At 62.8% G+C, this 26,088-nt stretch carries 27 protein-coding genes; 16 read left to right on the top strand and 11 right to left on the bottom strand.

The window, feature by feature from the left end:
- Window positions 1-19: 19 nt before the first annotated feature.
- The 7 genes from ACSBPU_RS03845 (at window position 20) to ACSBPU_RS03815 (ending at window position 7,121) form a co-directional block, all read left to right on the top strand.
- Window positions 20-613 carry a YqiA/YcfP family alpha/beta fold hydrolase gene (locus ACSBPU_RS03845; RefSeq protein WP_442595754.1) on the top strand — a complete coding sequence of 198 codons (594 nt, stop codon included), beginning with the start codon at window positions 20-22 and terminating at the stop codon, window positions 611-613.
- Window positions 614-667: 54 nt separating this feature from the next.
- A complete protein-coding gene (locus ACSBPU_RS03840) occupies window positions 668-2,554 on the top strand; it encodes a ribonuclease catalytic domain-containing protein (protein ID WP_442595752.1) in 1,887 nt (628 codons plus the stop codon).
- 26 nt (window positions 2,555-2,580) lie between these two features.
- Window positions 2,581-3,462 (top strand): TonB family protein, encoded by an 882-nt coding sequence (locus tag ACSBPU_RS03835; protein WP_442595750.1) that lies wholly within the window; start codon window positions 2,581-2,583, stop codon window positions 3,460-3,462.
- Complete coding sequence (gene aroE, locus ACSBPU_RS03830; protein WP_442595748.1) at window positions 3,462-4,313, top strand: shikimate dehydrogenase; 852 nt, start codon at window positions 3,462-3,464, stop codon at window positions 4,311-4,313. The genes ACSBPU_RS03835 and aroE overlap by 1 nt, the downstream gene beginning before the upstream one ends.
- A gap of 22 nt (window positions 4,314-4,335) precedes the next feature.
- Window positions 4,336-5,058 carry a monofunctional biosynthetic peptidoglycan transglycosylase gene (gene mtgA, locus ACSBPU_RS03825; protein ID WP_442595746.1) on the top strand — a complete coding sequence of 241 codons (723 nt, stop codon included), beginning with the start codon at window positions 4,336-4,338 and terminating at the stop codon, window positions 5,056-5,058.
- 69 nt (window positions 5,059-5,127) lie between these two features.
- The gene (lptG, locus tag ACSBPU_RS03820) at window positions 5,128-6,306 is read left to right on the top strand and encodes an LPS export ABC transporter permease LptG (RefSeq protein WP_442595744.1); all 1,179 of its coding nucleotides are present in this window, start codon (window positions 5,128-5,130) and stop codon (window positions 6,304-6,306) included.
- Window positions 6,303-7,121: a symmetrical bis(5'-nucleosyl)-tetraphosphatase gene (locus tag ACSBPU_RS03815; protein ID WP_442595742.1), complete on the top strand. Its 819-nt coding sequence runs from the start codon at window positions 6,303-6,305 to the stop codon at window positions 7,119-7,121. Before lptG ends, ACSBPU_RS03815 begins: the two co-directional genes overlap by 4 nt.
- Window positions 7,122-7,219: 98 nt before the next feature.
- Here the strand turns inward: ACSBPU_RS03815 and ACSBPU_RS03810 are convergent, their stop codons facing one another.
- The 4 genes from ACSBPU_RS03810 to ACSBPU_RS03795 are packed head-to-tail and all read right to left on the bottom strand — an operon-like array spanning window position 7,220 to window position 9,270.
- Window positions 7,220-8,056, bottom strand: coding sequence for a lysophospholipid acyltransferase family protein (locus ACSBPU_RS03810; protein WP_442595740.1), 837 nt, complete (start codon window positions 8,054-8,056; stop codon window positions 7,220-7,222).
- A 1-nt stretch (window position 8,057) separates the two neighbouring features.
- A complete protein-coding gene (gene ruvX, locus ACSBPU_RS03805; protein WP_442595738.1) occupies window positions 8,058-8,480 on the bottom strand; it encodes a Holliday junction resolvase RuvX in 423 nt (140 codons plus the stop codon).
- Window positions 8,473-9,066: a YqgE/AlgH family protein gene (locus tag ACSBPU_RS03800; RefSeq protein ID WP_442595736.1), complete on the bottom strand. Its 594-nt coding sequence runs from the start codon at window positions 9,064-9,066 to the stop codon at window positions 8,473-8,475. The genes ruvX and ACSBPU_RS03800 overlap by 8 nt, the downstream gene beginning before the upstream one ends.
- 39 nt (window positions 9,067-9,105) lie before the next feature.
- Window positions 9,106-9,270, bottom strand: coding sequence for a rubredoxin (locus ACSBPU_RS03795; RefSeq protein WP_102068856.1), 165 nt, complete (start codon window positions 9,268-9,270; stop codon window positions 9,106-9,108).
- An 87-nt stretch (window positions 9,271-9,357) separates the two neighbouring features.
- Between ACSBPU_RS03795 and thiD the strand changes: the two genes are divergently transcribed.
- From thiD to hemL, 3 genes are all read left to right on the top strand, one after another.
- Window positions 9,358-10,218 carry a bifunctional hydroxymethylpyrimidine kinase/phosphomethylpyrimidine kinase gene (gene thiD / locus ACSBPU_RS03790; protein ID WP_442595734.1) on the top strand — a complete coding sequence of 287 codons (861 nt, stop codon included), beginning with the start codon at window positions 9,358-9,360 and terminating at the stop codon, window positions 10,216-10,218.
- Window positions 10,215-10,865 (top strand): thiamine phosphate synthase, encoded by a 651-nt coding sequence (gene thiE / locus ACSBPU_RS03785; RefSeq protein ID WP_442595732.1) that lies wholly within the window; start codon window positions 10,215-10,217, stop codon window positions 10,863-10,865. The genes thiD and thiE overlap by 4 nt, the downstream gene beginning before the upstream one ends.
- Window positions 10,866-11,012: 147 nt before the next feature.
- Window positions 11,013-12,290: a glutamate-1-semialdehyde 2,1-aminomutase gene (gene hemL / locus ACSBPU_RS03780; protein ID WP_442595730.1), complete on the top strand. Its 1,278-nt coding sequence runs from the start codon at window positions 11,013-11,015 to the stop codon at window positions 12,288-12,290.
- A gap of 145 nt (window positions 12,291-12,435) precedes the next feature.
- Here the strand turns inward: hemL and ACSBPU_RS03775 are convergent, their stop codons facing one another.
- The 6 genes from ACSBPU_RS03775 to ACSBPU_RS03750 all read right to left on the bottom strand — a co-directional run bounded on the left by ACSBPU_RS03775 (window position 12,436) and on the right by ACSBPU_RS03750 (window position 19,811).
- Window positions 12,436-12,840, bottom strand: a complete 405-nt coding sequence (locus ACSBPU_RS03775; protein WP_442595728.1) for a RidA family protein — start codon at window positions 12,838-12,840, stop codon at window positions 12,436-12,438.
- A gap of 23 nt (window positions 12,841-12,863) precedes the next feature.
- A complete protein-coding gene (locus tag ACSBPU_RS03770) occupies window positions 12,864-14,510 on the bottom strand; it encodes an AMP-binding protein (RefSeq protein ID WP_442595725.1) in 1,647 nt (548 codons plus the stop codon).
- A 93-nt stretch (window positions 14,511-14,603) separates the two neighbouring features.
- Window positions 14,604-15,458 carry an enoyl-CoA hydratase family protein gene (locus ACSBPU_RS03765; RefSeq protein WP_442595723.1) on the bottom strand — a complete coding sequence of 285 codons (855 nt, stop codon included), beginning with the start codon at window positions 15,456-15,458 and terminating at the stop codon, window positions 14,604-14,606.
- 22 nt (window positions 15,459-15,480) lie between these two features.
- Window positions 15,481-16,269, bottom strand: coding sequence for an SDR family NAD(P)-dependent oxidoreductase (locus ACSBPU_RS03760; RefSeq protein ID WP_442595721.1), 789 nt, complete (start codon window positions 16,267-16,269; stop codon window positions 15,481-15,483).
- Window positions 16,266-18,605: a bifunctional salicylyl-CoA 5-hydroxylase/oxidoreductase gene (locus tag ACSBPU_RS03755; RefSeq protein ID WP_442595719.1), complete on the bottom strand. Its 2,340-nt coding sequence runs from the start codon at window positions 18,603-18,605 to the stop codon at window positions 16,266-16,268. The genes ACSBPU_RS03760 and ACSBPU_RS03755 overlap by 4 nt, the downstream gene beginning before the upstream one ends.
- 123 nt (window positions 18,606-18,728) lie before the next feature.
- A complete protein-coding gene (locus tag ACSBPU_RS03750; RefSeq protein ID WP_442595717.1) occupies window positions 18,729-19,811 on the bottom strand; it encodes a M14 family metallopeptidase in 1,083 nt (360 codons plus the stop codon).
- Between the two features lie 107 nt (window positions 19,812-19,918).
- Here ACSBPU_RS03750 and ACSBPU_RS03745 point away from each other — a divergent pair, with 107 nt between their 5' ends.
- From ACSBPU_RS03745 to proB, 6 genes are all read left to right on the top strand, one after another.
- Window positions 19,919-20,437: a MarR family winged helix-turn-helix transcriptional regulator gene (locus ACSBPU_RS03745; protein ID WP_442595714.1), complete on the top strand. Its 519-nt coding sequence runs from the start codon at window positions 19,919-19,921 to the stop codon at window positions 20,435-20,437.
- A 100-nt stretch (window positions 20,438-20,537) separates the two neighbouring features.
- A complete protein-coding gene (argJ, locus tag ACSBPU_RS03740; protein ID WP_442595712.1) occupies window positions 20,538-21,764 on the top strand; it encodes a bifunctional glutamate N-acetyltransferase/amino-acid acetyltransferase ArgJ in 1,227 nt (408 codons plus the stop codon).
- A 194-nt stretch (window positions 21,765-21,958) separates the two neighbouring features.
- Entirely contained in the window at window positions 21,959-22,270 is a 312-nt protein-coding gene (rplU, locus tag ACSBPU_RS03735) for a 50S ribosomal protein L21 (RefSeq protein WP_180065846.1), read from the top strand.
- 37 nt (window positions 22,271-22,307) lie between these two features.
- Window positions 22,308-22,568 carry a 50S ribosomal protein L27 gene (gene rpmA / locus ACSBPU_RS03730; RefSeq protein ID WP_180065848.1) on the top strand — a complete coding sequence of 87 codons (261 nt, stop codon included), beginning with the start codon at window positions 22,308-22,310 and terminating at the stop codon, window positions 22,566-22,568.
- 142 nt (window positions 22,569-22,710) lie between these two features.
- Window positions 22,711-23,820, top strand: coding sequence for a GTPase ObgE (obgE, locus tag ACSBPU_RS03725; protein WP_442595709.1), 1,110 nt, complete (start codon window positions 22,711-22,713; stop codon window positions 23,818-23,820).
- A gap of 16 nt (window positions 23,821-23,836) precedes the next feature.
- Complete coding sequence (gene proB, locus ACSBPU_RS03720) at window positions 23,837-25,012, top strand: glutamate 5-kinase (RefSeq protein WP_442595707.1); 1,176 nt, start codon at window positions 23,837-23,839, stop codon at window positions 25,010-25,012.
- A gap of 511 nt (window positions 25,013-25,523) precedes the next feature.
- Here proB and ACSBPU_RS03715 read toward each other — a convergent pair.
- Window positions 25,524-26,012: a winged helix-turn-helix transcriptional regulator gene (locus ACSBPU_RS03715; protein WP_442595705.1), complete on the bottom strand. Its 489-nt coding sequence runs from the start codon at window positions 26,010-26,012 to the stop codon at window positions 25,524-25,526.
- Window positions 26,013-26,088: the final 76 nt, after the last annotated feature.

Below are 26,088 nucleotides of genomic sequence, written 5' to 3'. Positions count from 1 at the left end.
TATATAAACAGGCCCGCCCATGCTGCTCTATCTGCACGGTTTCCGTTCCTCTCCGCAATCGCAGAAGGCGACCCTGATGGCGCGCGCCATGCACGAGCGCGGCCTTGAACAAGACTGGTCATGCCCTCAGCTTCCCGCCAGTCCGCGCCGGGCGCTGGAACTCGGCCATTACCTGATAGAACGTGCAATCGACCAGCGCAGCCTGGACCCGCAGCGCGAACTGGTCGTCGTGGGCTCATCGCTGGGGGGCTATTACGCCAGTTGCCTCGCAGAGCACTGGAAGTGCCGCGCGGTGCTGCTCAACCCCGTCGTCCATGCCGCCCGCGACCTGGCCACGCAGGTGGGCGAACATACTCAGTTCCATTCCGATTCGCCCTTCCACTTCCTGCCCGAGTATGTCGACGAGCTTGCCGAGATGGCGGTCGGCCGTCCGGCACATCCCGAAAGATATTATCTTCTTGCGGCAAAAGGAGACGAAGTGCTCGATTGGCGCGAAATGGCGGACTGGTTTGCCGGCAGCAACGGGCGCATTCTCGACGGCGGCGACCACGGGATTTCCGACTTCGATCGATGGCTGCCCGAAGTCATGGAGTTTGCGCTGGCCCCCGGCTAGGGTCCGCTTTTTATAGACAGCGATACGCGCTCGTGCGTATCAAGATGGAAAATTATGTACGTTCTTTACGAAGACAGCGGAAATTTCAAAGCGGAAAAGATATTTTCGCAAAGCGACTCGACCATGCAGGTGGAATCCGAGTCAGGCAAGCGCAGCAAGATAAAGAACGCGAGCGTTTTGTTCAGTTTCGAGCAGCCCTCCCCCTCTGTGCTGCTGGAAGAGGCTACGACGCTGGCCGCGACCCTGGACATCGGGTTTCTGTGGGAATGCGCGCCTCAAGAAGAGTTCGAGGCATCCAGCTTCGCGGAAGACTATTTCGGACATCCGCCCAGCGCCGTCGAAAAGGCCGCGCTGATCTTCGCGCTGAACAACGCCCCGGCTTATTTTCATCGCCGCGGCAAAGGCCGCTACCGGCCGGCACCGCCCGATATTCTCGCGGCCGCCCTCGCCGCCATAGAAAAGAAGCAGAAGCAGGCGGCCCAGCAGCAGGAATGGACGGACGAGATGATCGCCGGCCGCCTGCCCGAGGCCGTCGCCCGCGCCGCGACGTCCTTCCTGACGCGCCCCGACAAGAACAGCCTGGAGTGGAAGGCTTTCGATGCCGCCGTCCAGCACCTGGGCACCACCCCCGAAAGATTGCTGCTGACGTTGAAAGCCTGGCCGCATCCGCTTGCCTTGCACCAGCACCGCTTTCTCTCCACGCACTTCCCCAAAGGCCATCAGTTCGAGCCGGTACAGCTGGCGGGCATCGGCCCCGACCTTCCTCTTGCGGACGTGGAGGCCTATTCCGTCGACGACGACAGCACCATCGAAGTCGACGATGCACTGTCGGTGACGATGCAGGGGCCTGATATTGCCACGATAGGCGTGCATATCGCCGCCCCCGGTCTGGCCGTTACGCGCGACAATGAACTGGACAAGCTCGCCCGCAGCCGAATGTCCACCGTCTACATACCCGGCCTGAAGATCCCCATGCTGCCCGCTGAACTGATCAGCGCGTTTTCGCTGGACGCGGGGCAGCCGCGCCCGGCCCTGTCGCTGTATGTGACCGCCAATCTGGCAACGGGCGAGCTGATCTCGCATGAAACCCGCATTGAGCGCATACAGGTGCGCGAGAACCTCCGCCACAATACGCTGGATGCGCTGGTGACCGAAGAGGCATTGAGCGATCCGGACGCCGAGCTCCCGTATGGACATTGGCTGCGGCCGCTGTGGCGCATGGCGCAACATCTGTCCAAGCAACGCGAATTGCTGCGGGGCAAGCCCGAGAACAACAGCCGCGTGGAATATTCCTTTGCACTGCTCGGTCCCCACGACGATCCCGACACGCCGGTGCAATTGATTCCGCGCCATCGCAATGCGCCTCTGGACCGCATGATCGCGGAATACATGATTCTGACGAACAATCTGTGGGGCGGCGTGCTGGCCCAGTACGGCGTACCCGGCATCTACCGTTCGCAGCAGGCCGGACGTGTGCGCATGTCGACCCATGCGTTGCCGCATGAGGCGATCGGCGTGCCGCAATATGCATGGTCGACCTCGCCGTTGCGGCGCTATGTGGACCTGGTCAATCAGTGGCAGATTCTCGCCGCCACGGAGCATGGCGTATCCGCCCGGCTGGTCGCCCCTTTCAAGCCGAAGGACGCGGACCTCTTCGCCATCATCGGCGCCTTCGACTCGCAATACTCCGCCTGGGGCGATTACCAGTCGTCCATGGAGCGGTACTGGTGCATGCGCTGGCTGCAGCAGCAAGGCCTGACCACGGTGCGGGGCACCGTCATCCGCGACGACCTGGTCCGGCTCGATTGCGCGCCGCTCGTGACGCGCGTCGCATCCATGCCGGAGCTGGAACGCGGGCAGGCCGTGCTGCTGGACATCCTGGGCTATGATGAGCTTGCGCTTGAACTGGACTGCCGGCTTCGGGAAGTGATAGCGGCCTGACGCCGGCCAACCCCACAGGCCCGTACATGACCACGCTTTTTGCCCTGCCCGAACTCCGCGCGCCGCGCAACGACTATCTGCGCATCGCGCTCGTGCTTTCGCTGGCCATACATGCCGCGGTCCTGAGCCTACATTTCGCCCGGCAGCCGGCACCGCCGGCCCCGACGGAGCGTCCACTGGAAGTGACGCTGGTCAATGCCCGCAGCGAAGTCGCGCCTTTGCAAGCCCAAGCCCTGGCTCAGGACGACCTCATGGGCGGGGGGTACGCTCAGGAAAAACTCGCCTCCTCGCCTTTGCCGCGCACCAGCGTCGAGTCGGCCGACGAGATCGTGCTGGCCGCGCTGCGCAAGCGCCAGATGGAACTCGAAGCAGAGCAGCTGCGGCTCTATACCGCCCTGTCATCGTCCGAACACATGCGTTCGCTGCACGATGCCGCCATATCCTCCGACACCGCGGGCAACGAGGGCGTAGACGAGCACGAACAGGAAAGCCTGATACTGAATGCACAGATCAGCGCGCTGAAAGAACGCATAGAACGATACAACTCGCAGCCCCGCCTGCAGTTCACCGGCCCGACCACGCGCTCGGTCGACCACGCCGAGTACGTTGAAGCCTGGCGCAAGAAAATCGAGCTCCTGGGCACGGAGCACTACCCGGAAGAAGCGCGAGGCAAGGTGTACGGCAGCTTGCAACTGACGGTATACATACGCAAGGACGGCTCCCTGGACCGCATCGAGATCGACCGGCCTTCCAATCATGCGATCCTGAACCTTGCCGCCTCGCGCATCGTGCAACTGGCGGCGCCCTTTCCCCCGCTGCCGCCGGCCATCGCCGAAGAAACCGATATCCTTGCCATTACCAGGACATGGAACTTCATCAACCAGACTCTTGAAACCGATATCCCGTAATGCATTCCGATTCCCGCAAACGCTACGCCGTCGTCGGCAACCCCATCGCGCACAGCCGGTCGCCCTTCATACATGAAGCCTTCGCCCGCCAGACCGGCGTATCCCTCAGCTACGATCGCATCCTGGCGCCGCTGGACGGCTTTGCCGCCACGGTGCGCGAGTTCTTCGATCTGGGCGGCGCCGGCCTGAACATCACCGTACCGTTCAAAGAGCAGGCCTATCTGCTCGCCGAGGACCACTTGAGCGCCAGGGCCCGCCTGGCGGGCGCCGTCAACACCTTGTGGATGCGCGACGGCGTGCTGCATGGCTGCAATACGGACGGCGTCGGCCTGATGAACGACCTGATCCGCTTGGGCCATGCGCCCGCCGGCCGCAGGGTGTTGCTGATCGGCGCGGGCGGCGCCGCCAAGGGCGCCGTGCTGCCCTTGCTCGAAGCGGGCTGCGCGGCGCTGCGCATCGTCAACCGGACCCCGTCCCGCGCCATGGACCTCAGTGCGCGGCTGATTTCCCACCTGCCCGAAGCCGCCCCTCGGGTGACGGCGGGTGGACTGGACGACGCAGCGGGAGAATGGGACATCGTCATCAACGCAAGCTCAAGCAGCCTGGGCGATGAGCCGCCCGCGCTGCCTTCCGGCATCTACGCCAGCGACGCGCTGGCCTACGACATGGTCTACGCCCCCGGTGAAACACCCTTCATGCGGCAGGCGCAGGCGCAAGGCGTCCGCAACCGTGCCGACGGCCTCGGCATGCTGGTCGGTCAAGCCGCCGCAAGCTTCGCCATCTGGAATGGCGTGACACCGCAGCTTGGTCCGGTCCTGGATGACCTGCGACGCCTCCTGCAAGCAGCATAGCGCGCGTGGACGAGAAGACGGAATGGCCAGAAAAAGCATGAGCATGGGCAAGATGGCGGGGGCGACGCTGCTGTTCGCCTTCGCCGCCCTGCTCCTGTATTTTTTCGGCCTGTTCGTCATGGTGCTGTGGCTGAGCGTGCGCGACCCCGGCAGCAGCGCCTTCATGAAAGCCACGCTGGCGGAGCTGCGCGCCAACGATCCGGATGCGCAACTGAAATATCAGTGGGTCCCCTACGACGACATCAGCCCCCACCTGAAGCGCGCCGTGGTGGCATCGGAAGACGCGAACTTCATCGACCATGACGGTGTCGAATGGGAAGCCATACGCAAAGCCTGGGAATACAACCGCAGGCAAGCGGAGCGCGGCGCCAACCGCATGCGCGGGGGCTCGACCATCACCCAGCAGCTGGCCAAGAATCTTTTCCTGTCCGGTTCGAGGTCCTATGTGCGCAAAGCGCAGGAACTCGTGCTCACCTATATGATCGAATCCGTCATGAGCAAGCGCCGCATTCTGGAGCTTTACCTGAACGTCGCGCAATGGGGAACCAACGTGTTCGGCGCGGAGGCGGCCGCTCGCCATTACTATAAAACCAGCGCCGGCCGGCTGGGCGCCCAACAGGCCGCCAGGCTGGCTTCCATGCTGCCCAGGCCCGCCTTTTACGACGAGCATGGCAGCACCGCGTATTTGAATTCACGCACCGGCACCATTCGCAAGCGTATGCATATGGTGGAAATTCCCGAGTGAGTCCATACCCCTGCGGCGCATAATGTTAATCTTTTGTCTTTGATCACAGAAAGCACGCAGCTTTTTCCGATGCGCACTGCACGCCGTTATCTCGCCCGCGAAATCTACCGATCGAGCACCGTCGTCCTCGTGGCCCTGCTGGGACTGTTCACGTTTTTCGCCCTGATCGAAGAATTGGACAGCGTGGGTACGAAGTTCACCCTGCTCAATCTCTTCTATATACAGGCGCTGGCCCTTCCGACCAGGCTGTATGACCTCCTGCCCATCGGCCTTCTGATCGGGGCCATCCTGGCGCTGGCCGGGCTGGCCCAGCGCAACGAGCTCGTCATCCTGCGTGTGTCGGGCGTCAGCGGCATCAAGCTGTTGACCATGCTCTGGCTGGTGACCATTCCCTTGGTGGCGGGCGCCTTCCTGCTGTCGGAAGTGATCACGCCGGCCGCGGAAATGAAGACCAGCGAGGCCAATATGACGCTGCTGGGCCGATCCGACGGCAGCCGGCTGAGCAGCGGCTACTGGTTCAAGGAAGCCGATGGCCAGGGCGGCACGCGCGTCATCAATATTTTGCAGCTGCGTAGCAGCGGCGAAGTCGCGGACGTGACCCTGTACGAGTTCAATGAAGGGCAGGAACTGCAATCCATGTCCCAGGCCAAAAGCGGCCGTTTCACGGCCGGCTCGCTTGTACTGAGCGAACTGACGGAAACCGTCATCGACGCCAATGCAGTTTCCGCGCTGGCCGACGCCCAGACGCCGACGGCGCCGGTCACGCGGCTGGAGACGCACGCGTCGCGCACGCTGCGCACCAGCCTGACGCCGGAACGTCTCATCGCCCGCATCCTGACGCCGGAACGCATGGCCATACTCGATCTTGCCGACTACATCGATTACCTGCGCGACAATCAGTTGCAGACCGATCGTCAGGTGGTGGCGCTGTGGCGCAAGATGGCCTACCCGTTCACGCTGCTGGTCATGATCACCATCGCGGCACCCATCGGCTTCATGCAGACGCGCCGTGGCGGGGTCGGCAGCAAGGTGTTCATCGGCATCCTGCTGGGCGTGGGCTTCTTCATGCTGAATCAGTTGGCGCTCAATCTCGGCATGCTGAGCAAGTGGCCGCCCTGGGTGACGGCCCTGGTGCCCAATCTCGGGGCGCTGGGAATAGCGCTGGCCGCCCTGATACTCATGGAAAACCAACATAATGTACGGCGCTTCAACCGGGCGCACTGGCCATGGAGCAAGTCCGCAGCATGACATCGACACCCAGCATCTGGATCATCGGCGACCTGCAAGGGTGCAGCAAGCCGCTCCACGCGCTGCTCGATCATCCCGATATCGCGAATGACACGGACCCGACTTTCTGGTTTGCAGGTGATCTGATCAATCGCGGGCCGGACTCCCTCGGCGCGCTCAGGACCGTCATCGAGCTGGGCGACAAGGCGGTCTCGGTGCTGGGCAACCACGATCTGCACCTGCTCGGCGTGGCGGCGGGCGCCCGCAAGCCCGGCAAGTCCGATACCCTGCAGGCCATTCTGGACGCGCCCGATGCGCAAGAACTCATCGACTGGATCCGGCATTGTCCGCTTGCGCACTACGAGCATGGGCATCTGATGGTCCACGCCGGCGTGCTGCCCAAATGGGATGTGGCCAAGACGCTGTCCCTCGCCGCCGAGGTCGAGTCCACGCTGCGCGGGCTCGACTGGAAAGAAAACCTGCGCGACATGTACGGCAATGAGCCGTCCCATTGGAAGGACGAGCTTCATGGCGCCAAGCGCATGCGCGTCATCATCAACGCCCTGACCCGCATGCGGATGTGCAATGCCCGCGGCCACATGGAGTTCTCGCACAAAGGAGCACCCATCAATAATGGCGAGCTCATGCCCTGGTTCGACATCCCGAACCGCATGACCAGCGGCGACACCATCGTATTCGGGCACTGGTCCACACTGGGCCTCATGATGCGGCCCGACGTGGTGTGCCTGGATACCGGCTGCGTCTGGGGACGCCAGTTGACCGCCATGCGACTGCATGACAGGAAGCTGGTCCAGATCCAGTGCTCGGATTGTTGAGGCTTCAAGGGGTCGGACCCCATGCGGGGTCCGACCCCGACTATCCCGCTCCTTGGTGAGGGGTCAGACCCCGTATGGGGTCTGACCCCAGCGCCGTCTCAGGTCTTGGGGTCCGACCCCGTACGGGGTCCGACCCCAACATCATGACCAAAAGCCGAGGGGTCGGACCCCGCATGGGGTCCGACCCCGACGCCGTCGCCGGACACCTCCTCGCCGATGGCCGTCCTGGCCTGCTCGGCCACCCGGGCGCGCCCCTGCTCCTGGCAGTAGCTGTTCAGCATCTCCGGCAGAAACACGGCTTCCACCACGACGCCCGTCGTGCCAAGCAAATACCATAAGTTCTGGATCAGGTTCTGTTCGCCGACGAAGGCGACGTAGTCGCTGCGCCGCCCACGGTGGAAGAACCTCAGGGCGACGGGCTGGATGTCGACACCGGCCCGGATCGCCGCATCGAACAGGCTGGAATGAAAGGATGCAACCCCGTACCCCGGCGAGGTCGTGCCTTCGGGAAACAGGCCCACGACTTCGCCTTGCCCGAAGCGCGCCTTCATCTGGTGTCCCACCGCCCGGACGGCATGGCGGTGCCCGCGCTCGATGAACACGGTGCCCGCCCCCGCGACCAGCCAGCCGATGATGGGCCAGCGCCTGATGTCGCTCTTGGCGATGAAAGCGGTCGGCCGCACGGCATTGAGCACGAAGATGTCGATCCAGGACACATGATTGGCGACCCACATGACGGGCCCGGTCCGGCGCGCTTCCCCGCGCACCCGGATGCCGACTCCGCACAGGAACATCAGCGCGCGCGACCAGTGCTTGGTCATACAGGAACGTATGCGCAGCGACGCGACGGGCAGAATGAGCGTGACGGATAACAGGCCCAGCAAGATCCATGTCGCGACAAAGACAGCGCGCAACAGAAAACGCAGTACGTTCAAATCATTCTCTTTGTGATGTCTCGTGGGGCATGGAGAGCCCGTCGAGATAGCGCTGCAGGATCACCGCGGCGGCCATGGCATCGTCATCGGCATTGGTGCCCAGCATCTGCTGGGCCTCCATGCTGGATCCACGCTCATCGACGAGCTCGACGTCCAGCCCATAGCGTCCGCGCAATTGATTGGCGAAACGGCGGCATCGCAGACTGTGGTATTGCTCCTGGCCGTCGAGCGTCAGGGGCAGGCCGACGATGATCTTGTCGGGCCGCCACTCCGCCAGGATTTCCTCGATGCCCGCAAAGCGCTGCTCGCGTGTTGCGGAAAACAGGATGCGCAACGGCCGGGCCTGGCGCATCAGCGTATTGCCGATGGCCACCCCGATCTTCTTGACACCGTAATCGAAAGCCAGCAGCGTCTGGTCAGGCATGGCCCGCGTCGCCCGCCAGCATGATGGAGTCGATGCCCAGTTGAGCGAGCGCCGCCTCATAGCGCTGAGCCGAGGGCGTCGTGAAAAGGATGTCGCGCCGCGACGCGACATTGAGCCAGGCGTTCTGCGCCATTTCGCTTTCGAGCTGGCCTGCGCCCCAGCCCGCGTAACCCAGCGTGATGAGCATTTGCGCCGGCCCTTTGCCGTGCGCGACGTCCTGCAGGATGTCGCGCGAGGTCGTCAGGGTGACGTCGCCCATTTTGATGCTGGAGCTGTAGCCCCCGGAAGACTCGTGCAGCACGAAGCCGCGATCCGTCTGGACCGGCCCGCCAAAGAATACCGGCGTATCCTGTATGGGCCCTGTTTCAGAGGACGGATCGAGATCGATGCGCTTGAGGAGGTCGCCCACGGTGATGTCGGTGGGACGATTGATGACCAGGCCCAGGGCGCCATGCTCGGTATGCTCGCAAACATAGATGACCGTATTGGCCAGGTTGCCGGACACCTTGCCGGGCATGGCCAGCAGCAATTGGCGCGACAGATCTATACCCTTGTCCGTATCGGGGCCTTTCGTAGCAGAGCTCATGACTCACCCTCCGGGGCAAAAAAAACGGTCTTCGGCAGCTTACACCTCGATCAGTTCAAAGTCCTCTTTGCGGGCACCGCATTCCGGGCATACCCAGTTCGGAGGCACGTCTTCCCAGCGCGTTCCCGGGGCGATGCCCTCTTCGGGCAGCCCGGCCTCTTCATCATAGATCCAGCCACAAATCAAACACATCCACGTACGCATGTCCTGTTACTCACTGATAATTACAAATTCAAAACCCGGCGGATCCTGAGCGCTTCCATTAGAATGGGGCCAATATTACTAAACCCAATGGCTTCGTCTAAGATATTAACCAAAGATTACGCCAAACTTTTATCGACCCGCCCCGCTGTGCACGCTTCAAACCCGCCTCTAGTCCTTATTTTCGGCCCGCTCGACCCCAGCGGGTCCAGTAGCCTGCCTGCCGACGCGGTTACCTGCTCGGCCCTGGGTTGCCATGCGCTCAGCACCCTGACGGCGCTGACCGTCCAGGATACCGCCCGGACCGAAGAAGTACAGCCGGTCGCCCCCGAACTCATCGACGACCAGGCCCGCTGCCTGCTCGAAGACATGACGGTGCAGGCCATCAAGGTAGGCCAGCTTTATTCCGCCGAATCGGCAAGTGTACTCGCTCAGATCGCCGCGGATTACAGCCACGTCCCCCTCGTGCTCCACTTGCAGCGACTGCCCGACAGCGGACTGAACAGCGAGCTCGACGAAGAAGACCTGCTCTTGGCGATATTCGAGCTCCTGCTGCCGCAGACCGACATCGTCGTCGCGGACCATCACATGCTGGAGCACTGGCAGGCCATGGGCATATTCAGCGATATCGACGCCGGCCGGCCGGCCGACGCGCTGCTGCAGTATGGGGCCAAATGGGTATTGAGCACCGGCGCGCCCCTGCGCGCCGGCCAGAACAGCTACCTGCTGCAAGGCCCGGACCGGGAAACGGCCACCTGGCCATGGCAGGCCCCGCCAAACCGCCTGCTCGACGCCGACGGCCCCTTATGCTGCGCCATCACAACCGAACTCGCACAAGGACGCACGATGTCTCAAGCCGTGGAATCCGCCATCAATGCGTCCGCCGCTTTCACCGCGCGCCATTTCCAGCCGGGCATGGGCCAGCGCCTGATCAACCGGTCCGTGGCATGAACAGCGGGCTGCGATTCCCCCGGGGACTCTACGGCGTCACGCCCGAATGGGACGACACCGAGCGCCTGCTCGAAGGCATCGGCGCGGCGGCCCGAGGCGGCATGGTGGCCGTGCAATGGCGCCGCAAGACCATCGCCCCCAACGACCGCCTGTCCCAGGCCCGCCGGGTTGCGGAACTTTGCCGCCAACTGGGCCTGCTGTGCATCGTCAACGACGATTGGCGCCTGGCAGCCCTGATCGACGCCGACGGCGTCCATCTGGGCAAGGAAGACGGCAGCATCGCCCAAGCCAGGCTTGCCCTGGGCTCCGAGAAGATCATCGGCTGTTCCTGCTATGACGATCCGGAACTCGCTGCGAAAGTGCTCCAGGCCGATGTGGACTACATCGCTTTCGGCGCCGTCTATCCGTCCGTGGTCAAACCCCAGGCGGTCAGGGCAACGTTGGAACACATCCGCCAAGGCCGTCGTCTCGTGGAAAGCAGCCGGATCCAGCCAAGGTCCGCCGTCGTCGCAATCGGCGGGATCACCGCCGATAATGCGGCGCCCGTCGTGCAGGCCGGCGCCGACGGCATCGCGGTCATCAGCGGGCTTTTCGAAACGCCCGACATCCAAGCGACAGCGTCCCGCTTCGCCGCCCTGTTCGCTTAGGGCCTGTTAACGCCGGAGGCCGGGTCAGACTCCAGTGTCGATCGGGGTCAGACCCCGTACGGGGTCTGACCCCCCTCCGATGACCAGCCCGAAGGGTGTACGCCCTGGGTTATCCTATAGGCCTTTCCGCTACGAGTGTTCTGAACCATGTCCCGTAATACCGAACTTTTTGACCGCGCCTGCCAGACCATACCCGGCGGCGTCAATTCGCCCGTACGCGCATTCCGCTCCGTGGGCGGGTCGCCCCGCTTCATCAAACGGGCTCAAGGCCCCTATGTATGGGATGCCGACGGCCAGCGGTATATAGACTATGTCGGCTCCTGGGGCCCCGCCATTCTGGGCCATGCGCATCCGGACGTCATCCGGGCCGTTCAGGAAGCGGCGGTCGACGGCTTGTCGTTCGGCGCCCCCACCGAAGCCGAGATCGAGATTGCGGAAGCCATCGCGGCACGCATTCCCTCCATCGAGAAAGTGCGTCTGGTCAGCTCCGGCACCGAAGCGACCATGAGTGCCATCCGTCTGGCCCGCGGCTTCACGGGAAGGTCCCGGATCGTCAAGTTCGAGGGCTGCTACCATGGGCATGCCGACAGCCTGCTGGTCAAGGCCGGCTCGGGCATGCTGACTTTCGGCAATCCGACATCCTCGGGCGTGCCCATCGAATTCATCCAGCACACGCTGGTGCTGGACTACAACCGGCTGGAAGCCGTCGAAGCTGCATTCAAGGAATACGGCGCCGAAATCGCCTGCGTGATCGTCGAGCCCGTGGCGGGCAACATGAACCTGGTCAAACCGCTGCCCGGCTTCCTGGAAGGCTTGCGGGCATTGTGCACGCAATACGGCGCACTGCTGATTTTCGATGAAGTCATGACGGGCTTTCGCGCGGGTCCGCAAGGCGTGCAGGGCCTCACGGGCATCACGCCGGACCTCACCACCCTGGCCAAGGTGATCGGCGGCGGCATGCCGGTAGGCGCCTTTGGCGGAAGGGCCGACATCATGGAGCATATCGCTCCGCTGGGCGGGGTCTATCAGGCGGGCACGCTGTCCGGGAACCCGGTGGCCGTGGCCGCGGGCCTGACCACGCTGAAGCTGCTGTCCGAGCCGGGGTTCTACGAGCGCCTCTCGGAGCAGACCCGCAAGCTTTCCGAAGGCGTGGCGGAACGCGGACGGGCCGCGGGCATCGCCATGAGCAGCGATTGCGTGGGCGGCATGTTCGGCCTGTATTTCCGCGACGCTGTCCCGACCACCTTCGATCAGATGTCGGAGTGCAATGTCGAACTCTTCAAACGCTTCTTCCACGGCATGCTGATCCGTGGCGTCTATTTCGCCCCGTCGGCTTTCGAGGCCGGCTTCGTGTCGGCGGCTCACGACGACGCAGTGATCGCCGAGACGCTGGATATCGCCAAGGAAGTGTTCGCCAAGCTTTGAGAAACCGAGGGGTCAGACCCCATTCGGGGTCTGACCCCGGCTTTGTCGCTTTGATAGGGTCAGACCCCATGCGGGGTCTGACCCCGGCTTTATTGCTTGATAGGGTCAGACCCCGTACGGGGTCTGACCCTGCCATCTCGGCCCGTCATCCTGGAACGACGGCGGTGACTTCGATTTCGACACGGGCGCGGTCTTCGATGAGATCCGCGACTTCGACCGCGGTCATGGCCGGGAAATGCCGGCCGATGATCTCGCGATAATGGCGGCCGATCTCCCGCAATGCAGCCGCATATTCCTTCTTGTCGCAGACATACCAAGTCATGCGCGTGATGTGCTCGGGGCCCGCGCCGCCCTCTTTCAGGATGTCGACGATGTTCCGCAGGGTCTGCCCCACCTGCTCGGCAAAGTCGTCCGTTTCGAATTGCTGCTGTGCATTCCAGCCCACCTGCCCGCCGACGAAAATCAGACGGCTGCCGACGGTCATTTCGGTCATGATCGCGTTCGAATAGCCGCGCGGCTCCAACCAGCTGGGGGGTTGCAAAATCTTCATGCCTAAATCCTCATGCAAACAAATCAAACACTCTTGGCCCGCAGCACGAAGCGCTGCAACTTTCCGGTTTCCGTCCTGGGCAGGCTGTCCACGAACTCGACCTCGCGCGGATACTTGTAGGGTGCGATCACGGATTTCACGTGATCCTGCAAGGCCTTGACCATGGCGGCATCCTGTTCAAAGGCCGGCTTTAGCACCACGAAAGCCTTGACGACCATGCCGCGCTCTTCGTCCGGAATGCCCACTACTCCGCATTCCTGCACGGCCTCGTGCGTCAGCAAAGCGCCTTCCACCTCAGGGCCGGCGATGTTGTATCCGGCCGAGACGATCATGTCGTCGTTGCGCGCCTGGTAATAAAGATAGCCGTCCTCGTCCATTGCAAAGGTATCGCCGGGCAGGTTCCAGCCGTTCTGGACGAACCGCCGCTGCCGGTCGTCGCTGAGATAGCGGCATCCGGTCGGCCCCTTTACCGCAAGACGTCCCACCACGCCATGGCCGACAGGCTGGAAGTTCTCGTCCACCACCTGCGCCACGTAGCCTGGCACGACTTTGCCGATCGCCCCGCGGCGCACTTCGGCACCTGCGCTGGACACATAGACATGGATCATTTCCGTGCCACCGATTCCATCTATCATCTCGATGCCGGATGCCTGCTTCCAGAGCTGGCGAGTCGCATCGGGCAGGGCCTCGCCCGCCGACACCGTATTGCGCAAGGACGACAAGTCGTATTTACCGACCAGGGCCGCCATCTGCCTGTAGAAAGTGGGCGCCGTGAACGTCATGGTGACGCCGAATTCCTGGACCGTTTCCAGCAGTTCGTCCGGCGTCATGCGCTCGACCAGCACGGACGAGGCTCCGACGCGCAAGGGAAAGCACAACAGGCCGCCCAGGCCGAAGGTGAAGGCCAGGGGCGGCGTCCCGCACACGATTTCGTCTTCACCCATTTTCAGGACGTGGCGTGAAAACGTGTCGCACATTGCCAGGACATCGCGGTGAAAGTGCATGCAGCCCTTGGGCATGCCTGTGGTGCCGCTCGTGAAAGCGATCAGGCACACGTCATCGACGGCGGTATCGCAAGCGTCGAAGGCTCCGGACTTTGCCGCGGCGAGCGAGTCCAGGCTGTTGGGCGCTTCGTCATGGAAATAAAGGACCTGACGAAGCTCATGGCAGTAGGAAGGATGCTTGTCGTTCAAGCAGTGCTCGACCTCGTCGGCCAGGCGCCGGTCACACAGTACAGCGTGGATCCGGGCTTTTTCGATGGCCTTTTTGAGTTCGCCGGCCCGCAGCAGAGGCATGGTGGGCACGGTGACCAGGCCCGCCTTCACCGACGCCAGCCATGAAGCAGCCATCATTACGTTATTGGGGCCACGCAAAAGAACCCGGTTGCCGGGCTGCAGTCCCATGTCTTCGACCAGCACCTGCGCAATGCGGTTGGTCAGCGACATGAGTTCGGAATATGTCATGCTGCGCTTCCGGCCGTCTTCGCGCCAACGCAACGCAATCCGCTCGCCGCGCCCCTGCGACACGTGGTCGTCCACGAGCGCAACCGCGCAATTCAGCCTTGCGGGATACGCGACGTCGGGATTGCCATCGAGCAGCAATTCCGGCCACTCTTCAGGCGGCGGCAGATGGTCGCGTGCAAAGGTATCGACATGCCCTGATCTTTCCATTCCTTTCCCCTGTCTCGTTCAGCGCGCGCGGCCGGGCAGGTCGCGCCCTTCGAACAGTCGCTGCGGCCATTCCAGCCATTCGGCGGCGCTCATTCAGTCTCCCTGGAATACGGGTTTCTGCTTGGCGACGAAAGCATCGTAGGCACGCACGAAATCACGTGTCTGCATGCAGATCGCCTGCGCCTCGGCCTCGGCTTCGATGGCCTCGTCGACGCCCATGTTCCATTCCTGATGCAACAGCTTCTTGGTCATGCCATGCGCGAAGGTCGGCCCATCGGCGAGCTGGCGCGCCAGCTTGTGCGCTTCGGCCAATACCTCGCCAGGTTCTTTCAGGCTGTTGAAGAACCCCCAGGCCAGGCCCTCGTCGGCGCTCATGGAGCGCCCGGTATACAGGAGTTCGGAAGCCCTGCCCTGCCCGATCATGCGTGGCAGCAGGGTGCAGGCGCCCATGTCCGCGCCCGCCAGGCCCACCCGCGTGAACAGGAAGGCAGTCTTGGCTTGTGCGGTGCCCAGCCTCATGTCGGAGGCAAGCGCAATCATGGCGCCGGCCCCCGCACAGATGCCGTCCACGGCCGAGACGATGGGCTGCGGACACGCCCGCATGGCTTTGACCAGATCGCCGGTCATGCGCGTGAAGTCCAGCAGTTCGGGCATGGACATACGCGTCAGGGGACCGATGATTTCATGTACGTCGCCCCCGGAGCAAAAGTTTCCGCCCGCGCCCGTCACCACCACGCACTTGATGTCCGTTGCATAGACCAGCGAGCGGAACAGGTCGCGCAGTTCGGCATAGGAGTCAAAAGTCAGCGGGTTCTTGCGCTCCGGGCGGTTCAGCGTGATGGTGGCCACCTTGCCGTCCTCGCTGGTTTCCCAAAGAAAGTTGCGCGCCTCGTAGGCGGCGCAGGGACGCTTATGATGCGCCATGGTATGTACAGTCTGTTGTTCCATATATTTTCCTTGTCTAGGACCGTCAGTGTCCGGTCACTTCCCCCCCGTCCACGGGAATGGCCTGCCCGTTGATCGACGACGATCCGGGCAGGCATAGCCATGCCACCGCATCCGCGACCTCGTCCGGCTGCACCAGCTTCCCCTGAGGGTTGCGCTCCGCCAGCTTGGCGCGCGCCTGCTCCGGCGTCATGCCGGTCTTCTGGGTGATGTTGGCGACCGCGTCCTGAACGATGTCGGTTTCGGTGTAACCGGGGCAGACCGCATTGACCGTGATCCCGCGGCGGGCGTGTTCCAGGGCCACCGAGCGCGTCAGCCCGATGACGCCGTGCTTGGCCGCGCAATAGGCGCTGACGTACGGGTAGCCGATCAGGCCGGCCGTGCTGACCACGTTGACGATACGGCCCCAGCCGAGCTCGAGCATGCCGGGCAGCACGGCCTGCATGCAATGGAAGGTACCGCTCAGATTGACGGCGATCATCCGGTTCCAGTCGTCCTCGCCGATGCGATCGAAACGCTCGCTGACCGCCTGCCCCGCGTTATTGATCAGGACGTCGACCACGCCGCCCCACTGGCGGGCGCGCGCAAAGGCTTCATCCACCTGGCTGCGGCGTTCGATGTCGGCCGATACGTAGCCGACCCGGTCGGGCCGGCCCAGGCGGTCCTGCGCTTCGCGCAAGGCGGATTCCCCGCGTCCCAGCAAGGTCACCCGCGCGCCCATGTCGAGCAGGCGCCGTGCCACGGCATGGCCGATGCCGCGCGAGCCGCCGGTCACCAGCGCGTGCCTGCCCTCGAGTGTGATTCCGTTCATCATGCCCCTATCGATTGCGCATAGGCCGCCGCGCGCTCGAAGTTGGTCTCGAGCTGGCGCTTGGCCGGGAAATACTGCCTGGGCCATGGGATGTCGGTATAGCCGATGCGGGCCGCCTCGCGCAGCGTCCAGGCCGCATCGGCGAGATGGGGCCGGGCCAGCGCGCACAAGTCGGCACGGCCCGATGCGATGATGCTGTTCACGTGATCCGCTTCGAAGATCGCCCCGACCGCAATAGTGGGGATGCCCGCCTCGTTGCGTATCCGATCCGAGAACGGCGTCTGGAACATGCGTCCGAACACCGGCTGCTCGGCCTTGCTGACCTGTCCGGAAGAGCAGTCCACCAGGTCGACGCCGGCCTCCTTGAAGCGCCGCGCGATCTCGATGGCATCGTCGGGCGTGATGCCGCCTTCGACCCAGTCGTGCGCGGAAATCCGCACCGACATCGGCCGGTCTTGCGGCCATGCTTCGCGCAGCGCCTTGAATACCTCCAGGGGATAACGCAGCCGGTTGTCGAGTGATCCGCCGTACTCGTCGGTACGATGATTGGTCAGCGGGCTGATGAAGCTGGACAGCAGGTAGCCGTGGGCGCAGTGCAATTCCAGCCAGTCGAAACCCGCCTGCGCCGCGCGCCGGGCCGCTGCGCAGAATTGTTCGCGCACCGTGTCCATCTGTTCTTTGGCCATGGCTTGCGGCACCTGCGACACACCTTCGATGTAAGGAATGGCCGATGCCGAGACCAGGGGCCAATTGCCTTCCGGCAAGGGCATGTCGGTACCCTCCCAACTGACCCGCGTGGAGCCCTTGCGTCCTGCGTGGCCAAGCTGTATGCCGATTCGTGCATCGGTATTCGCATGCACGAAGTCCACGATTCGTTTGAAGGCCAGCATTTGCGCGTCGTTCCACAATCCCGGGCATCCCGGGGTGATGCGGGCTTCGGGCGAGACGCAGGTCATTTCGACCATGACCATGCCGGCCCCGCCCATCGCGCGCCCGCCCAGGTGCACCAGATGAAAGTCACCCGGCACGCCATCGACGCTGGAGTACATGGCCATGGGAGAAACGACGATGCGGTTCTTCAAGCTCAGGCCGCGCACCCGATAGGGCGTCAGCATGGGCGGCGCCGGCTGGCCATTCGAGCTTTCCATGCCCGCCTGATGCGCGAGCCAGCGCTCATAGCCTTCCAGCCAGCCCGCATCGCGCAAGCGCAGATTCTCGTGCGAAATCCGCTGCGAGCGCGTCAGCAGCGAATAGGCGAATTGCTCGGGTTCGAAATCCGCGTAGCGCGCCACGTTCTCGAACCATTCCGTGGAATTGCGCGCGGCATTCTGTATTTTCAGGACCTCGACGCTGCGGACGTCCTGGTAATGCGCCAGCGCGGCAGTCAAGTCATTGCCGTGCACCTGGATGGAACGGTGCAATTCGATTGCGTCCTCCAGCGCCAGCTTGGTGCCCGAACCAATGGAGAAGTGGGCGGTATGGGCAGCGTCGCCCATCAGGACCACGGGTACGCTGCGCCCATCGAGCAAGGCTTGCTCGTGCACCCAGGTATTGCAGATGACGCGCGGGAAACGGATCCAGATGGCCGAGCCGCGCAGATGCGCCGCGTTTGAGATCAGCGGATGGCCGTCCAGCCAGGGCGCGAAGAGTTTTTCGCAGAAGGCGATGCCTTCCTCTTGGCTCATTTCATCGAGGCCCGCCGCCTTCCAGGTCTCGTCCCGCGTTTCGACGATGAAGGTCGACATGCCCGGCTCGAATTGATAGATGTGGGCCTGGAACCAGCCATGTTCAGTGGGCACGAAGGCAAACGTGAATGCGTCGAAGGTCTTGGTCGTGCCCAGCCAAACGAAACGGCATTGACGCGTATCGATGTCGGGTTGATAGGTCTGCTGGTACCGGGTCCTTATCTTGCTGTTCAGTCCGTCGGATGCGATCACCAGGTCCGCCTTGTATTTCAGCGCAACGGCCTGGTCGTCGCTCACGTCGGTTTCGAACACCAGATTCACACCGGTTTCCTCGCAGCGCGCCTGCAGGATGTTCAGCAGTTTCTTGCGTCCGATTCCGATGAAGCCATGCCCGCTGCTGCGCAGCGACCGGCCTTTGTAATGGATTTCGATATCGTCCCAGTGGTTGAACGCGGCGCTGATCTGCTCCGCCGATACGGGGTCGGCCTGCTTGAGGTTTTCCAACGTCGCGTCGGAGAACACCACGCCCCATCCGAACGTATCGTACGGCCGGTTCCGCTCGATGACCGTGACCTCGTTGGAGGGGTCGCTGAGCTTCATCAGCAGGCCGAAATAAAGCCCTGCCGGGCCGCCGCCTATGCATACGATATTCATGGGGTCTCCGTTCATCGAAGCGCGACCCGTGGCCAGGGCGGCGCCAATGTTTTAAGCTTCAACTATATAGCCAAAAAAAAGGCGGTGCAAGAAGTTTCATGTTTGAACGAAGTAGGATTTTCCCTATCGGGCCAAGCCGCAAATCGCCTGCAGAACGCTCACCCGCGACTGCCCCAGCACCGCGCCGCGCCAATCATCGGCGTCGGGATAGAACGCCGCGCGATGGCCTGCCTTCAGGGCCCGACGCCGCGCTTCGTCCGCGTCGGGGTGGGCCGCCAGCCAGCGGTCGCCGCGCAGCGCGAGGAACACCCGGTCCATCGGCACCGTGCCATACTCCATTGCCATGAACGTGAGCTCCGGCACCTGTCCGCATTCTTCGAGCAGGGCCTGCAAGGCGGTGCCGGTGATCTCGACCGTGCTCGATCCCGGCTCGTACACCGCGATCACGTCGGCGCCCCACCATGACTTGGCCCGCTCGTAGGCCTCGGAGTCGTTCTGAACGAAGATCTTCTCGGCGTGGCCGTAAGGCCCCAGGCCCGTGTGGTAGTCGATCCATCCGATGCTGCGCCGCCCTTCCCCATAGCGGCGCAGCACCCGCCTGAGCGTCAGGTTGCTCCAGCTGGCTGCGGTGCCGCCGTAGAACAGGCCCTCGGGATGGCGGTGCTGTCCTTTCATCATGCCTTCCCGATAGGCTTGCTGGCCCTCGCGATCGATGAATGCCTGGATGGCCGCTTCGTTCTCTGCCGAAGGAGGCCAGGCATCGGGCACCAGCAAGGGGTGCAGGGTCCGATAATGGGGATTGTCGGGCAAAGGCTTGCTGAAGTCGCAGAAGTTCCGGTTCAGATCGATGTTGTCTTCGTTGGTGCGATGCCCCCACGAAAACCCATACGCATTCACCGCATGCACCAGCAGGATGCCTACGCCGCCGGCTCTCGCGCGGGCCAGCAGGGCATCGTCTTCCATCAGAGCCACCTGGCATCCCGAGCCGCAGTAGCCTTCCTCGCCATGCATGGCCGATGTCAGCACCAGCAACGCGCTCGCGCCGGGCTCGCCGAAGTACGCCGTATCCATGGCCAGCTCTTCGCCCTGCGCGCCCGGGCCCGCGGGATTCAAGTGCGACTCTACATCGCCGCCGTGCTTGCGGGCCGAGCCGAGAAAGCGCTGGCGCGCGTCGGCATAACTGTCACTGAATTGATTTTTATACATGTTTTGTCTTTCCTCAACACTCCGGTTCCAGGCAATTTACCACTAAGATGTGATTGAAGATTAAACTATCGGCGCAGCGGACACTGCCGCCAGCTCCGGAAACGACAATGAACGACATCGCCGAAACCATACACCCCCTGCATGGCAGGCCGGATCTCGAAAGCCGGGCCATGCCTGAAGATCATCACGATCTGCGCCTGTGGCTGCGCCTGCTTACCTGCTGCAATCTGATCGAAGGCGAATTGCGCAGCCGGCTGCGCACCGAGTTCGCCACCACGCTGCCCCGGTTCGACCTGATGGCGCAATTACTGCGCGCGCCCGCCGGCATGAAAATGAGCGAGCTCTCGCGCCACATGATGGTGACCAACGGGAATATCACCGGCATCACGGATCAATTGGAAAAGGAAGGACTCGTCGAGCGCCTGAAAGTCGCCACGGATCGCCGCAGCTCGCTTATCCGGCTGACCAGCAAGGGCAAGCGCAGCTTCAAGAAAATGGCCGAATCCCACGAACAATGGGTGCAGGGCATTTTCGGCGGCCTGTCCGAGAAAAGCCGCCGCAGCCTGTTTGAGGCGCTGGGCGAACTGAAGCTGCTGGTGCATACCCGCCTTCCGGAACGCGACTAGGCCGCACCCGGGGTCAGACCCCGTACGGGGTCTGACCCCTCAGTACCGCTTCCACGATAGAATCCTAGGTTTCCCCCTACCTATTCGACGAGATTGCTCCATGGCCGTCAACCTGTACATTCCACCGGAATCCCAAATCTTTCCCATTGAAGGCATCGAAATCGGCACAGCCGAAGCGGGCATACGCAAGGCCAACCGCCGCGATCTCACCGTATTTCGCCTGGCGGAAGGCAGCAGCGTCGCCGGCGTCTTTACGCGCAACCGTTTCCGCGCGGCACCTGTACAGGTCTGCGAAAAGCACCTCGCAAGCGGCCATGACATCCGCGCGCTCGTCGTCAACACGGGCAACGCCAATGCCGGCACCGGGGAAGGCGGCCTGAAGGCCGCTCACGACACCTGCGCCGCCCTGGGCGAAACACTGGGGCTGGCCCCCACGCAGATCCTTCCTTTCTCCACGGGCGTGATCCTGGAGCCCCTGCCCGTCGATCGGCTCACCGCCGCCCTGCCCGCCGCGGTGGCGGATGCCTCGGCCAATCACTGGTTCGCGGCAGCGCACAGCATCATGACCACCGACACCCAGCCCAAGATCGTTTCCAAGCGGGTGGCGCTGGGCAAGCACACGATCACCATCACAGGCATCAGCAAGGGCGCGGGCATGATCAAGCCCAACATGGCGACGATGCTCGGATTCCTGGCGACCGACGCCGGCATCTCGCCCGAGCTGCTGCGCGACATGACCTCCGCCATCGCAGACCGCTCCTTCAATCGCATCACGGTCGACGGGGATACGTCCACCAACGACTCCTTCGTCATCATGGCGACCGGCAAGGCGCCGGTCCGCATCGAGGCGGTATCCGACCCGCTCTACACGCCGCTCTACGAAGCGCTGGCCGACGCCGCAAAAGAACTTGCCCAGAAGATCGTGCGCGACGCGGAAGGCGCCACCAAGTTCATGACCATACAGGTCGAGGAAGCAGGCACCCAGGAAGAAGCCCTGAAGGTGGCCTACGCCGTTGCACAATCCCCCCTGGTGAAAACCGCTTTCTTCGCATCCGACCCCAATCTGGGACGTATTCTGTGCGCCATCGGCTATGCCGGAATCGATGACCTGGACGTCGGCAAGGTCCATCTGTGGCTTGGCGACGTCCAGGTGGCCAGCCGGGGCGAACGGCACCTCGGCTACCAGGAGGCCGATGGCCAGCGCGTCATGAAGGAAGCGGAAATCGTCGTACGCATCGCGCTGGGGCGCGGCGACAAAACGGAAACCGTATATACCTGCGACTTCTCGCACGAGTATGTCAGCATCAACGCGGATTACCGGTCGTAATGGCTGATCCGGGGTCAGACCTCATACGAGGCCCGACCCCTCTGCTAATGACTGACCTGGGGTCAGACCCCATACGGGGTCTGACCCCTATGCCCCCTAAGTCTTTGACTTGACTAAACTAAATCACCCGCGCTAGAATCATGAGCTTGGCACTTTTTGGCCAAGGCTTTCCAACAAATATTAGGAATACCCACATGTACGCGGTCATAAAAACCGGCGGCAAACAGTATCGTGTTGCTGCAGGTCAAAAACTCAAGATAGAACAGATACCGGCAGACATTGGGCAAGAAATTTCGCTAGACCAGGTGTTGTCGGTTGGCGAAGGCGACCAATTGAAAATTGGCACGCCTTTGGTCGCCGGTGCCGTGGTCAAGGCAACCGTTCTTGCGCAAGGCCGCCACGACAAGGTCAAAATTTTCAAGATGCGCCGTCGCAAGCATTACCAAAAGCGCCAGGGCCATCGTCAAAACTACACCGAAGTCCGCATCGAAGCCATCTCGGCCTAACGATAGACTCAACGGTTTTGTATAGCAGGAGCTAAACATGGCACAGAAAAAAGGCGGCGGCTCTACGCGTAACGGTCGCGACTCAGAATCGAAACGACTGGGTGTAAAAACCTACGGCGGCCAGCTGATCTCGGCTGGATCCATCATCGTTCGCCAACGCGGCACGCAGTTCCACCCCGGCGTCAATGTCGGCATCGGCAAAGACCACACGCTGTACTCGCTGGTCGACGGCACGGTCAAGTTCGCCGTCAAGGGCGCGCTGAACAAGCGTACCGTTTCGGTCGTGGCGGCTGAATAATCACCGCCTGCAAACCGAACAAGGCCCTGCCGTATAGGCGGGGCTTTTTGTTTTAGAATAGTTTGCAAGCCCGGCCCCTCGCAGGGGCCGGCGCCGCCTTGCATGTTTCGGGGCGGTATCCATCTTTTATAAGCAAGTTCACATGAAATTCGTAGACGAAGCAACCATTGAAGTCATTGCCGGCAAAGGCGGCAATGGGGTGGCGAGCTTTCGCCGAGAAAAATTCATCCCCAAGGGCGGACCGGACGGCGGCGACGGCGGCCGGGGCGGCAGCATATTCGCCATTGCCGACCGCAACGTGAACACGCTGGTGGATTTCCGCTACGCCAGGCTGCATCGCGCCAAGAATGGCGAGAACGGCCGTGGCTCGGACCAATACGGCGCCGCGGCGGACGACATCACGCTGCGCGTGCCGGTAGGCACCACGGTGTTCGATGCCGAAACCGGCGAACAGCTGTTCGACCTGGACCGCCACAACCAGAAAGTCACCCTGGCGGCCGGCGGGCAAGGCGGCATGGGAAATCTGCATTTCAAATCCAGCACCAATCGTGCTCCAAAGCAGTGCACGCCCGGCAAGGAAGGCGAACAGCGCAAACTGCGGCTCGAGCTCAAGGTCCTGGCCGACGTCGGGCTGCTGGGTCTGCCCAATGCCGGCAAGTCCACCCTGATCAGCAAGGTCTCGAACGCTCGTCCGAAAATTGCCGACTATCCCTTCACCACACTGCATCCCAATCTTGGCGTGGTGCGCACGTCGCCATCGCACAGCTTCGTCATCGCCGACATCCCCGGCCTGATCGAAGGCGCCTCCGAAGGCGCCGGGCTGGGCCACCTCTTTTTGCGCCACCTGTCGCGCACACGCGTCCTGCTGCACCTGGTCGATGTCTCGACGCTCGATCCCGACACGGACCCGGTGGACAAGGCGGCCGCCGATGCCCGGGCGATCGTCGAAGAACTCCGCCTGTACGATCCCGGCCTCTACGAAAAGCCGCGCTGGCTGGTCCTGAACAAGCTCGACATGGTCGACGACCCCGTCTCGGTCAAGGATCGCCTCTGCGCTGCCCTGGACTGGACGGGTCCGGTTTTCAGCATTTCCGCCCTCACCGGCGATGGCACCCAGGACCTGACCTGGAAGCTGCAGGAATGGCTGGATGCCGAGAAAGCCAAAACACACGTTGAACAGGACAAGGCCGACGGCACGTATGTGGCCGAAGACCCGCGCTTCGACGATACGCGCTCCAACTCAGATTTGTAATTGCCGCCCCTCCCAAATGACCGCCACCCTTCGTTCGCCGTCCGCCGTTTCCCACGCAAAACGCCTCGTCGTCAAAGTCGGTTCGTCTCTCGTCACCAATGAAGGAAAGGGCATAGATGTCACCGCCGTCGAGCAATGGGCCAGCCAGATCGCCCGGCTGCACGCCCAGGACAGGCAGATCGTGCTGGTTTCCAGCGGGGCCATCGCTGAAGGCATGGCCCGCCTGGGGTGGCCGCGGCGGCCCAACGCCATGCACGAGCTCCAGGCTGCGGCGGCCGTCGGGCAAATGGGTCTGGTGCAGGCCTACGAGGTCGCATTCGCGCGGCATGGCATACGCACGGCACAGATTCTTCTCACCCATGAAGACCTGGCCGACCGGCGCCGCTACCTGAATGCGCGCAGCACCCTGTATACCTTGCTGGGCCTTGGCGTCGTTCCCATCGTCAACGAAAACGACACCGTGGTCACCGACGAGATTCGACTGGGCGACAATGACACGCTGGGCGCCCTGGTCACCAATCTGATCGAAGCCGAAGCCCTGGTCATCCTTACCGATCAGGCCGGCCTGTACAGCGCCGATCCTCGCAAGCATCCCGATGCCGAATTCATCTCTCTGGCGCAGGCCGGCGATCCGGCCCTGGAGGCCATGGCGGGCGGATCGGGCAGCAGCATCGGCACGGGCGGCATGCTGACCAAGGTGCTCGCGGCCAAGAGGGCGGCGAACAGCGGCGGCCACACCGTCATCGCTTCGGGGCGCGAATCCAACGTGCTGTTGCGCCTATCCGAAGGGGAATCCATCGGCACCGAGCTGCGTGCCATCTTGCCCGTCCGATCGGCGCGACAACGCTGGCTGGCCAATCATCTTCGCCTGCGAGGACGCATTACGCTGGATCCGGGCGCAGTCCGGGCCCTGACCCAAGGCCACAAAAGCCTGCTCGCCATTGGCGTGACCGAAGTCGAGGGCGATTTTGAACGCGGCGACGTCGTGGCATGCGTCGACCAGCACGGTGTGGAATGCGGCCGTGGCCTCATCAATTATTCATCCTCCGACACCCGGCGCATTCTCCGGCAGCCCAGTTCCCGCATCGCCGACATTCTGGGCAGCATGTCCGATCCCGAACTCATGCACCGCGACAACATGGTTTTTGCCCGCGACGCGAAAAGTCCGGCGCCGGCCAACGCTGGAAGCTAGACGGGGCCGGCCCGAATGTCACTACCTTAAGCATTCCGGGCTGCTTTGTGTTCACTGAACACGGCCAGTTGACTGCCCGGCGCATGCTCTAACCGGACGGCCCAGGGCTGGGGGGTCAGACCCGTACGCGGTCTGACCCCATCACATCGCCACAGCCCAAGCAACTATGAGGCCTGCCAGCGGCTTATGGGGTACGGAGGGCGACTTCGGGCACCGCCGGCCAAGGCCAGGCTGGCGGGGAGGCAAGGACGCAACTGTTTGAGCCCACGCTTTCGGGCCACTGGCCCGAGTGGGCGAGTTTTGCGTCCGCCCCGACAGCCTGGCCTTGGCCGGGCAGTCCTGCACCAGCAGGACCGGCGCACGGGAGCCCGACTGCCCCATAAGCCGCTGGCAGGCCGCGCTAGGTACTAAAAAGCAAATGGGGCAAGCGGTCATTGATCGAGCAGATACGGGTTCCGCCAGTTCTTAAAGTAGTGCCATTGGGGTCTGGCCCCACTCGGCCAGCCCCTTGTCACTTCTGTGCCGGAATGAACAACGTCTCCTTGACCTCTTCCATGACGATGCAGCTCTTGCTCTGCGTAACGCCCGGCAGTCTGAGCAGGATATCGCCCAGCAGGCTGCGGTACTGACTGATTTCCTTGATGCGCGCCTTGACCAAGTAATCGAAGTCGCCCGATACCAGATGGCACTCCTGCACATGCGGTATGCACAGGATTTCCCGGCGGAAATCGTCGAAACTGCGGTCCGATTTGCTGGACATGGAAATTTCCACGAAAACCAACAGGCCGGCATCGAGCGCCGCCGGCGCCACCCTGGCGTGATACCCGGTGATGACCCCATCGCGCTCCAGGCGCTTGACACGCTCGATGCACGGCGTAACGGTCAGCCCCACCTTGTCCGCAAGCTCGGTCATCGACATACGGCCGTCGCGTTGCAATAGATCAAGGATGTGACGGTCGAGCTTGTCCAGCGTAGCAACCGGGGTACGTTGAATTCTCAAGCGTTTTTCCTTTAAAAACAGATGCCTGCAAAGCGTCGTAGGCAGTGATTTTCCCTGAGCAGCAATTATTGCTGAA

Origin of the sequence: Parapusillimonas sp. JC17, assembly GCF_052180245.1 — a bacterium.
Taxonomy (GTDB): domain Bacteria; phylum Pseudomonadota; class Gammaproteobacteria; order Burkholderiales; family Burkholderiaceae_B; genus Parapusillimonas.
The sequence above is the reverse complement of the archived record's forward strand: the minus strand, read 5'-3'. Positions and strand labels throughout refer to the sequence as shown.

Coding starts and splice junctions, on each gene's coding strand:
- ACSBPU_RS03845 (WP_442595754.1), top strand. CDS start 20: ATGCTGCTCTATCTGCACGGTTTCCGTTCCTCTCCGCAATCGCAGAAG.
- ACSBPU_RS03840 (WP_442595752.1), top strand. CDS start 668: ATGTACGTTCTTTACGAAGACAGCGGAAATTTCAAAGCGGAAAAGATA.
- ACSBPU_RS03835 (WP_442595750.1), top strand. CDS start 2,581: ATGACCACGCTTTTTGCCCTGCCCGAACTCCGCGCGCCGCGCAACGAC.
- aroE (WP_442595748.1), top strand. CDS start 3,462: ATGCATTCCGATTCCCGCAAACGCTACGCCGTCGTCGGCAACCCCATC.
- mtgA (WP_442595746.1), top strand. CDS start 4,336: ATGGCCAGAAAAAGCATGAGCATGGGCAAGATGGCGGGGGCGACGCTG.
- lptG (WP_442595744.1), top strand. CDS start 5,128: ATGCGCACTGCACGCCGTTATCTCGCCCGCGAAATCTACCGATCGAGC.
- ACSBPU_RS03815 (WP_442595742.1), top strand. CDS start 6,303: ATGACATCGACACCCAGCATCTGGATCATCGGCGACCTGCAAGGGTGC.
- ruvX (WP_442595738.1), bottom strand. CDS start 8,480: ATGCCTGACCAGACGCTGCTGGCTTTCGATTACGGTGTCAAGAAGATC.
- ACSBPU_RS03800 (WP_442595736.1), bottom strand. CDS start 9,066: ATGAGCTCTGCTACGAAAGGCCCCGATACGGACAAGGGTATAGATCTG.
- ACSBPU_RS03795 (WP_102068856.1), bottom strand. CDS start 9,270: ATGCGTACGTGGATGTGTTTGATTTGTGGCTGGATCTATGATGAAGAG.
- thiD (WP_442595734.1), top strand. CDS start 9,358: ATGGCTTCGTCTAAGATATTAACCAAAGATTACGCCAAACTTTTATCG.
- thiE (WP_442595732.1), top strand. CDS start 10,215: ATGAACAGCGGGCTGCGATTCCCCCGGGGACTCTACGGCGTCACGCCC.
- hemL (WP_442595730.1), top strand. CDS start 11,013: ATGTCCCGTAATACCGAACTTTTTGACCGCGCCTGCCAGACCATACCC.
- ACSBPU_RS03775 (WP_442595728.1), bottom strand. CDS start 12,840: ATGAAGATTTTGCAACCCCCCAGCTGGTTGGAGCCGCGCGGCTATTCG.
- ACSBPU_RS03770 (WP_442595725.1), bottom strand. CDS start 14,510: ATGGAAAGATCAGGGCATGTCGATACCTTTGCACGCGACCATCTGCCG.
- ACSBPU_RS03765 (WP_442595723.1), bottom strand. CDS start 15,458: ATGGAACAACAGACTGTACATACCATGGCGCATCATAAGCGTCCCTGC.
- ACSBPU_RS03760 (WP_442595721.1), bottom strand. CDS start 16,269: ATGATGAACGGAATCACACTCGAGGGCAGGCACGCGCTGGTGACCGGC.
- ACSBPU_RS03755 (WP_442595719.1), bottom strand. CDS start 18,605: ATGAATATCGTATGCATAGGCGGCGGCCCGGCAGGGCTTTATTTCGGC.
- ACSBPU_RS03750 (WP_442595717.1), bottom strand. CDS start 19,811: ATGTATAAAAATCAATTCAGTGACAGTTATGCCGACGCGCGCCAGCGC.
- ACSBPU_RS03745 (WP_442595714.1), top strand. CDS start 19,919: ATGAACGACATCGCCGAAACCATACACCCCCTGCATGGCAGGCCGGAT.
- argJ (WP_442595712.1), top strand. CDS start 20,538: ATGGCCGTCAACCTGTACATTCCACCGGAATCCCAAATCTTTCCCATT.
- rplU (WP_180065846.1), top strand. CDS start 21,959: ATGTACGCGGTCATAAAAACCGGCGGCAAACAGTATCGTGTTGCTGCA.
- rpmA (WP_180065848.1), top strand. CDS start 22,308: ATGGCACAGAAAAAAGGCGGCGGCTCTACGCGTAACGGTCGCGACTCA.
- obgE (WP_442595709.1), top strand. CDS start 22,711: ATGAAATTCGTAGACGAAGCAACCATTGAAGTCATTGCCGGCAAAGGC.
- proB (WP_442595707.1), top strand. CDS start 23,837: ATGACCGCCACCCTTCGTTCGCCGTCCGCCGTTTCCCACGCAAAACGC.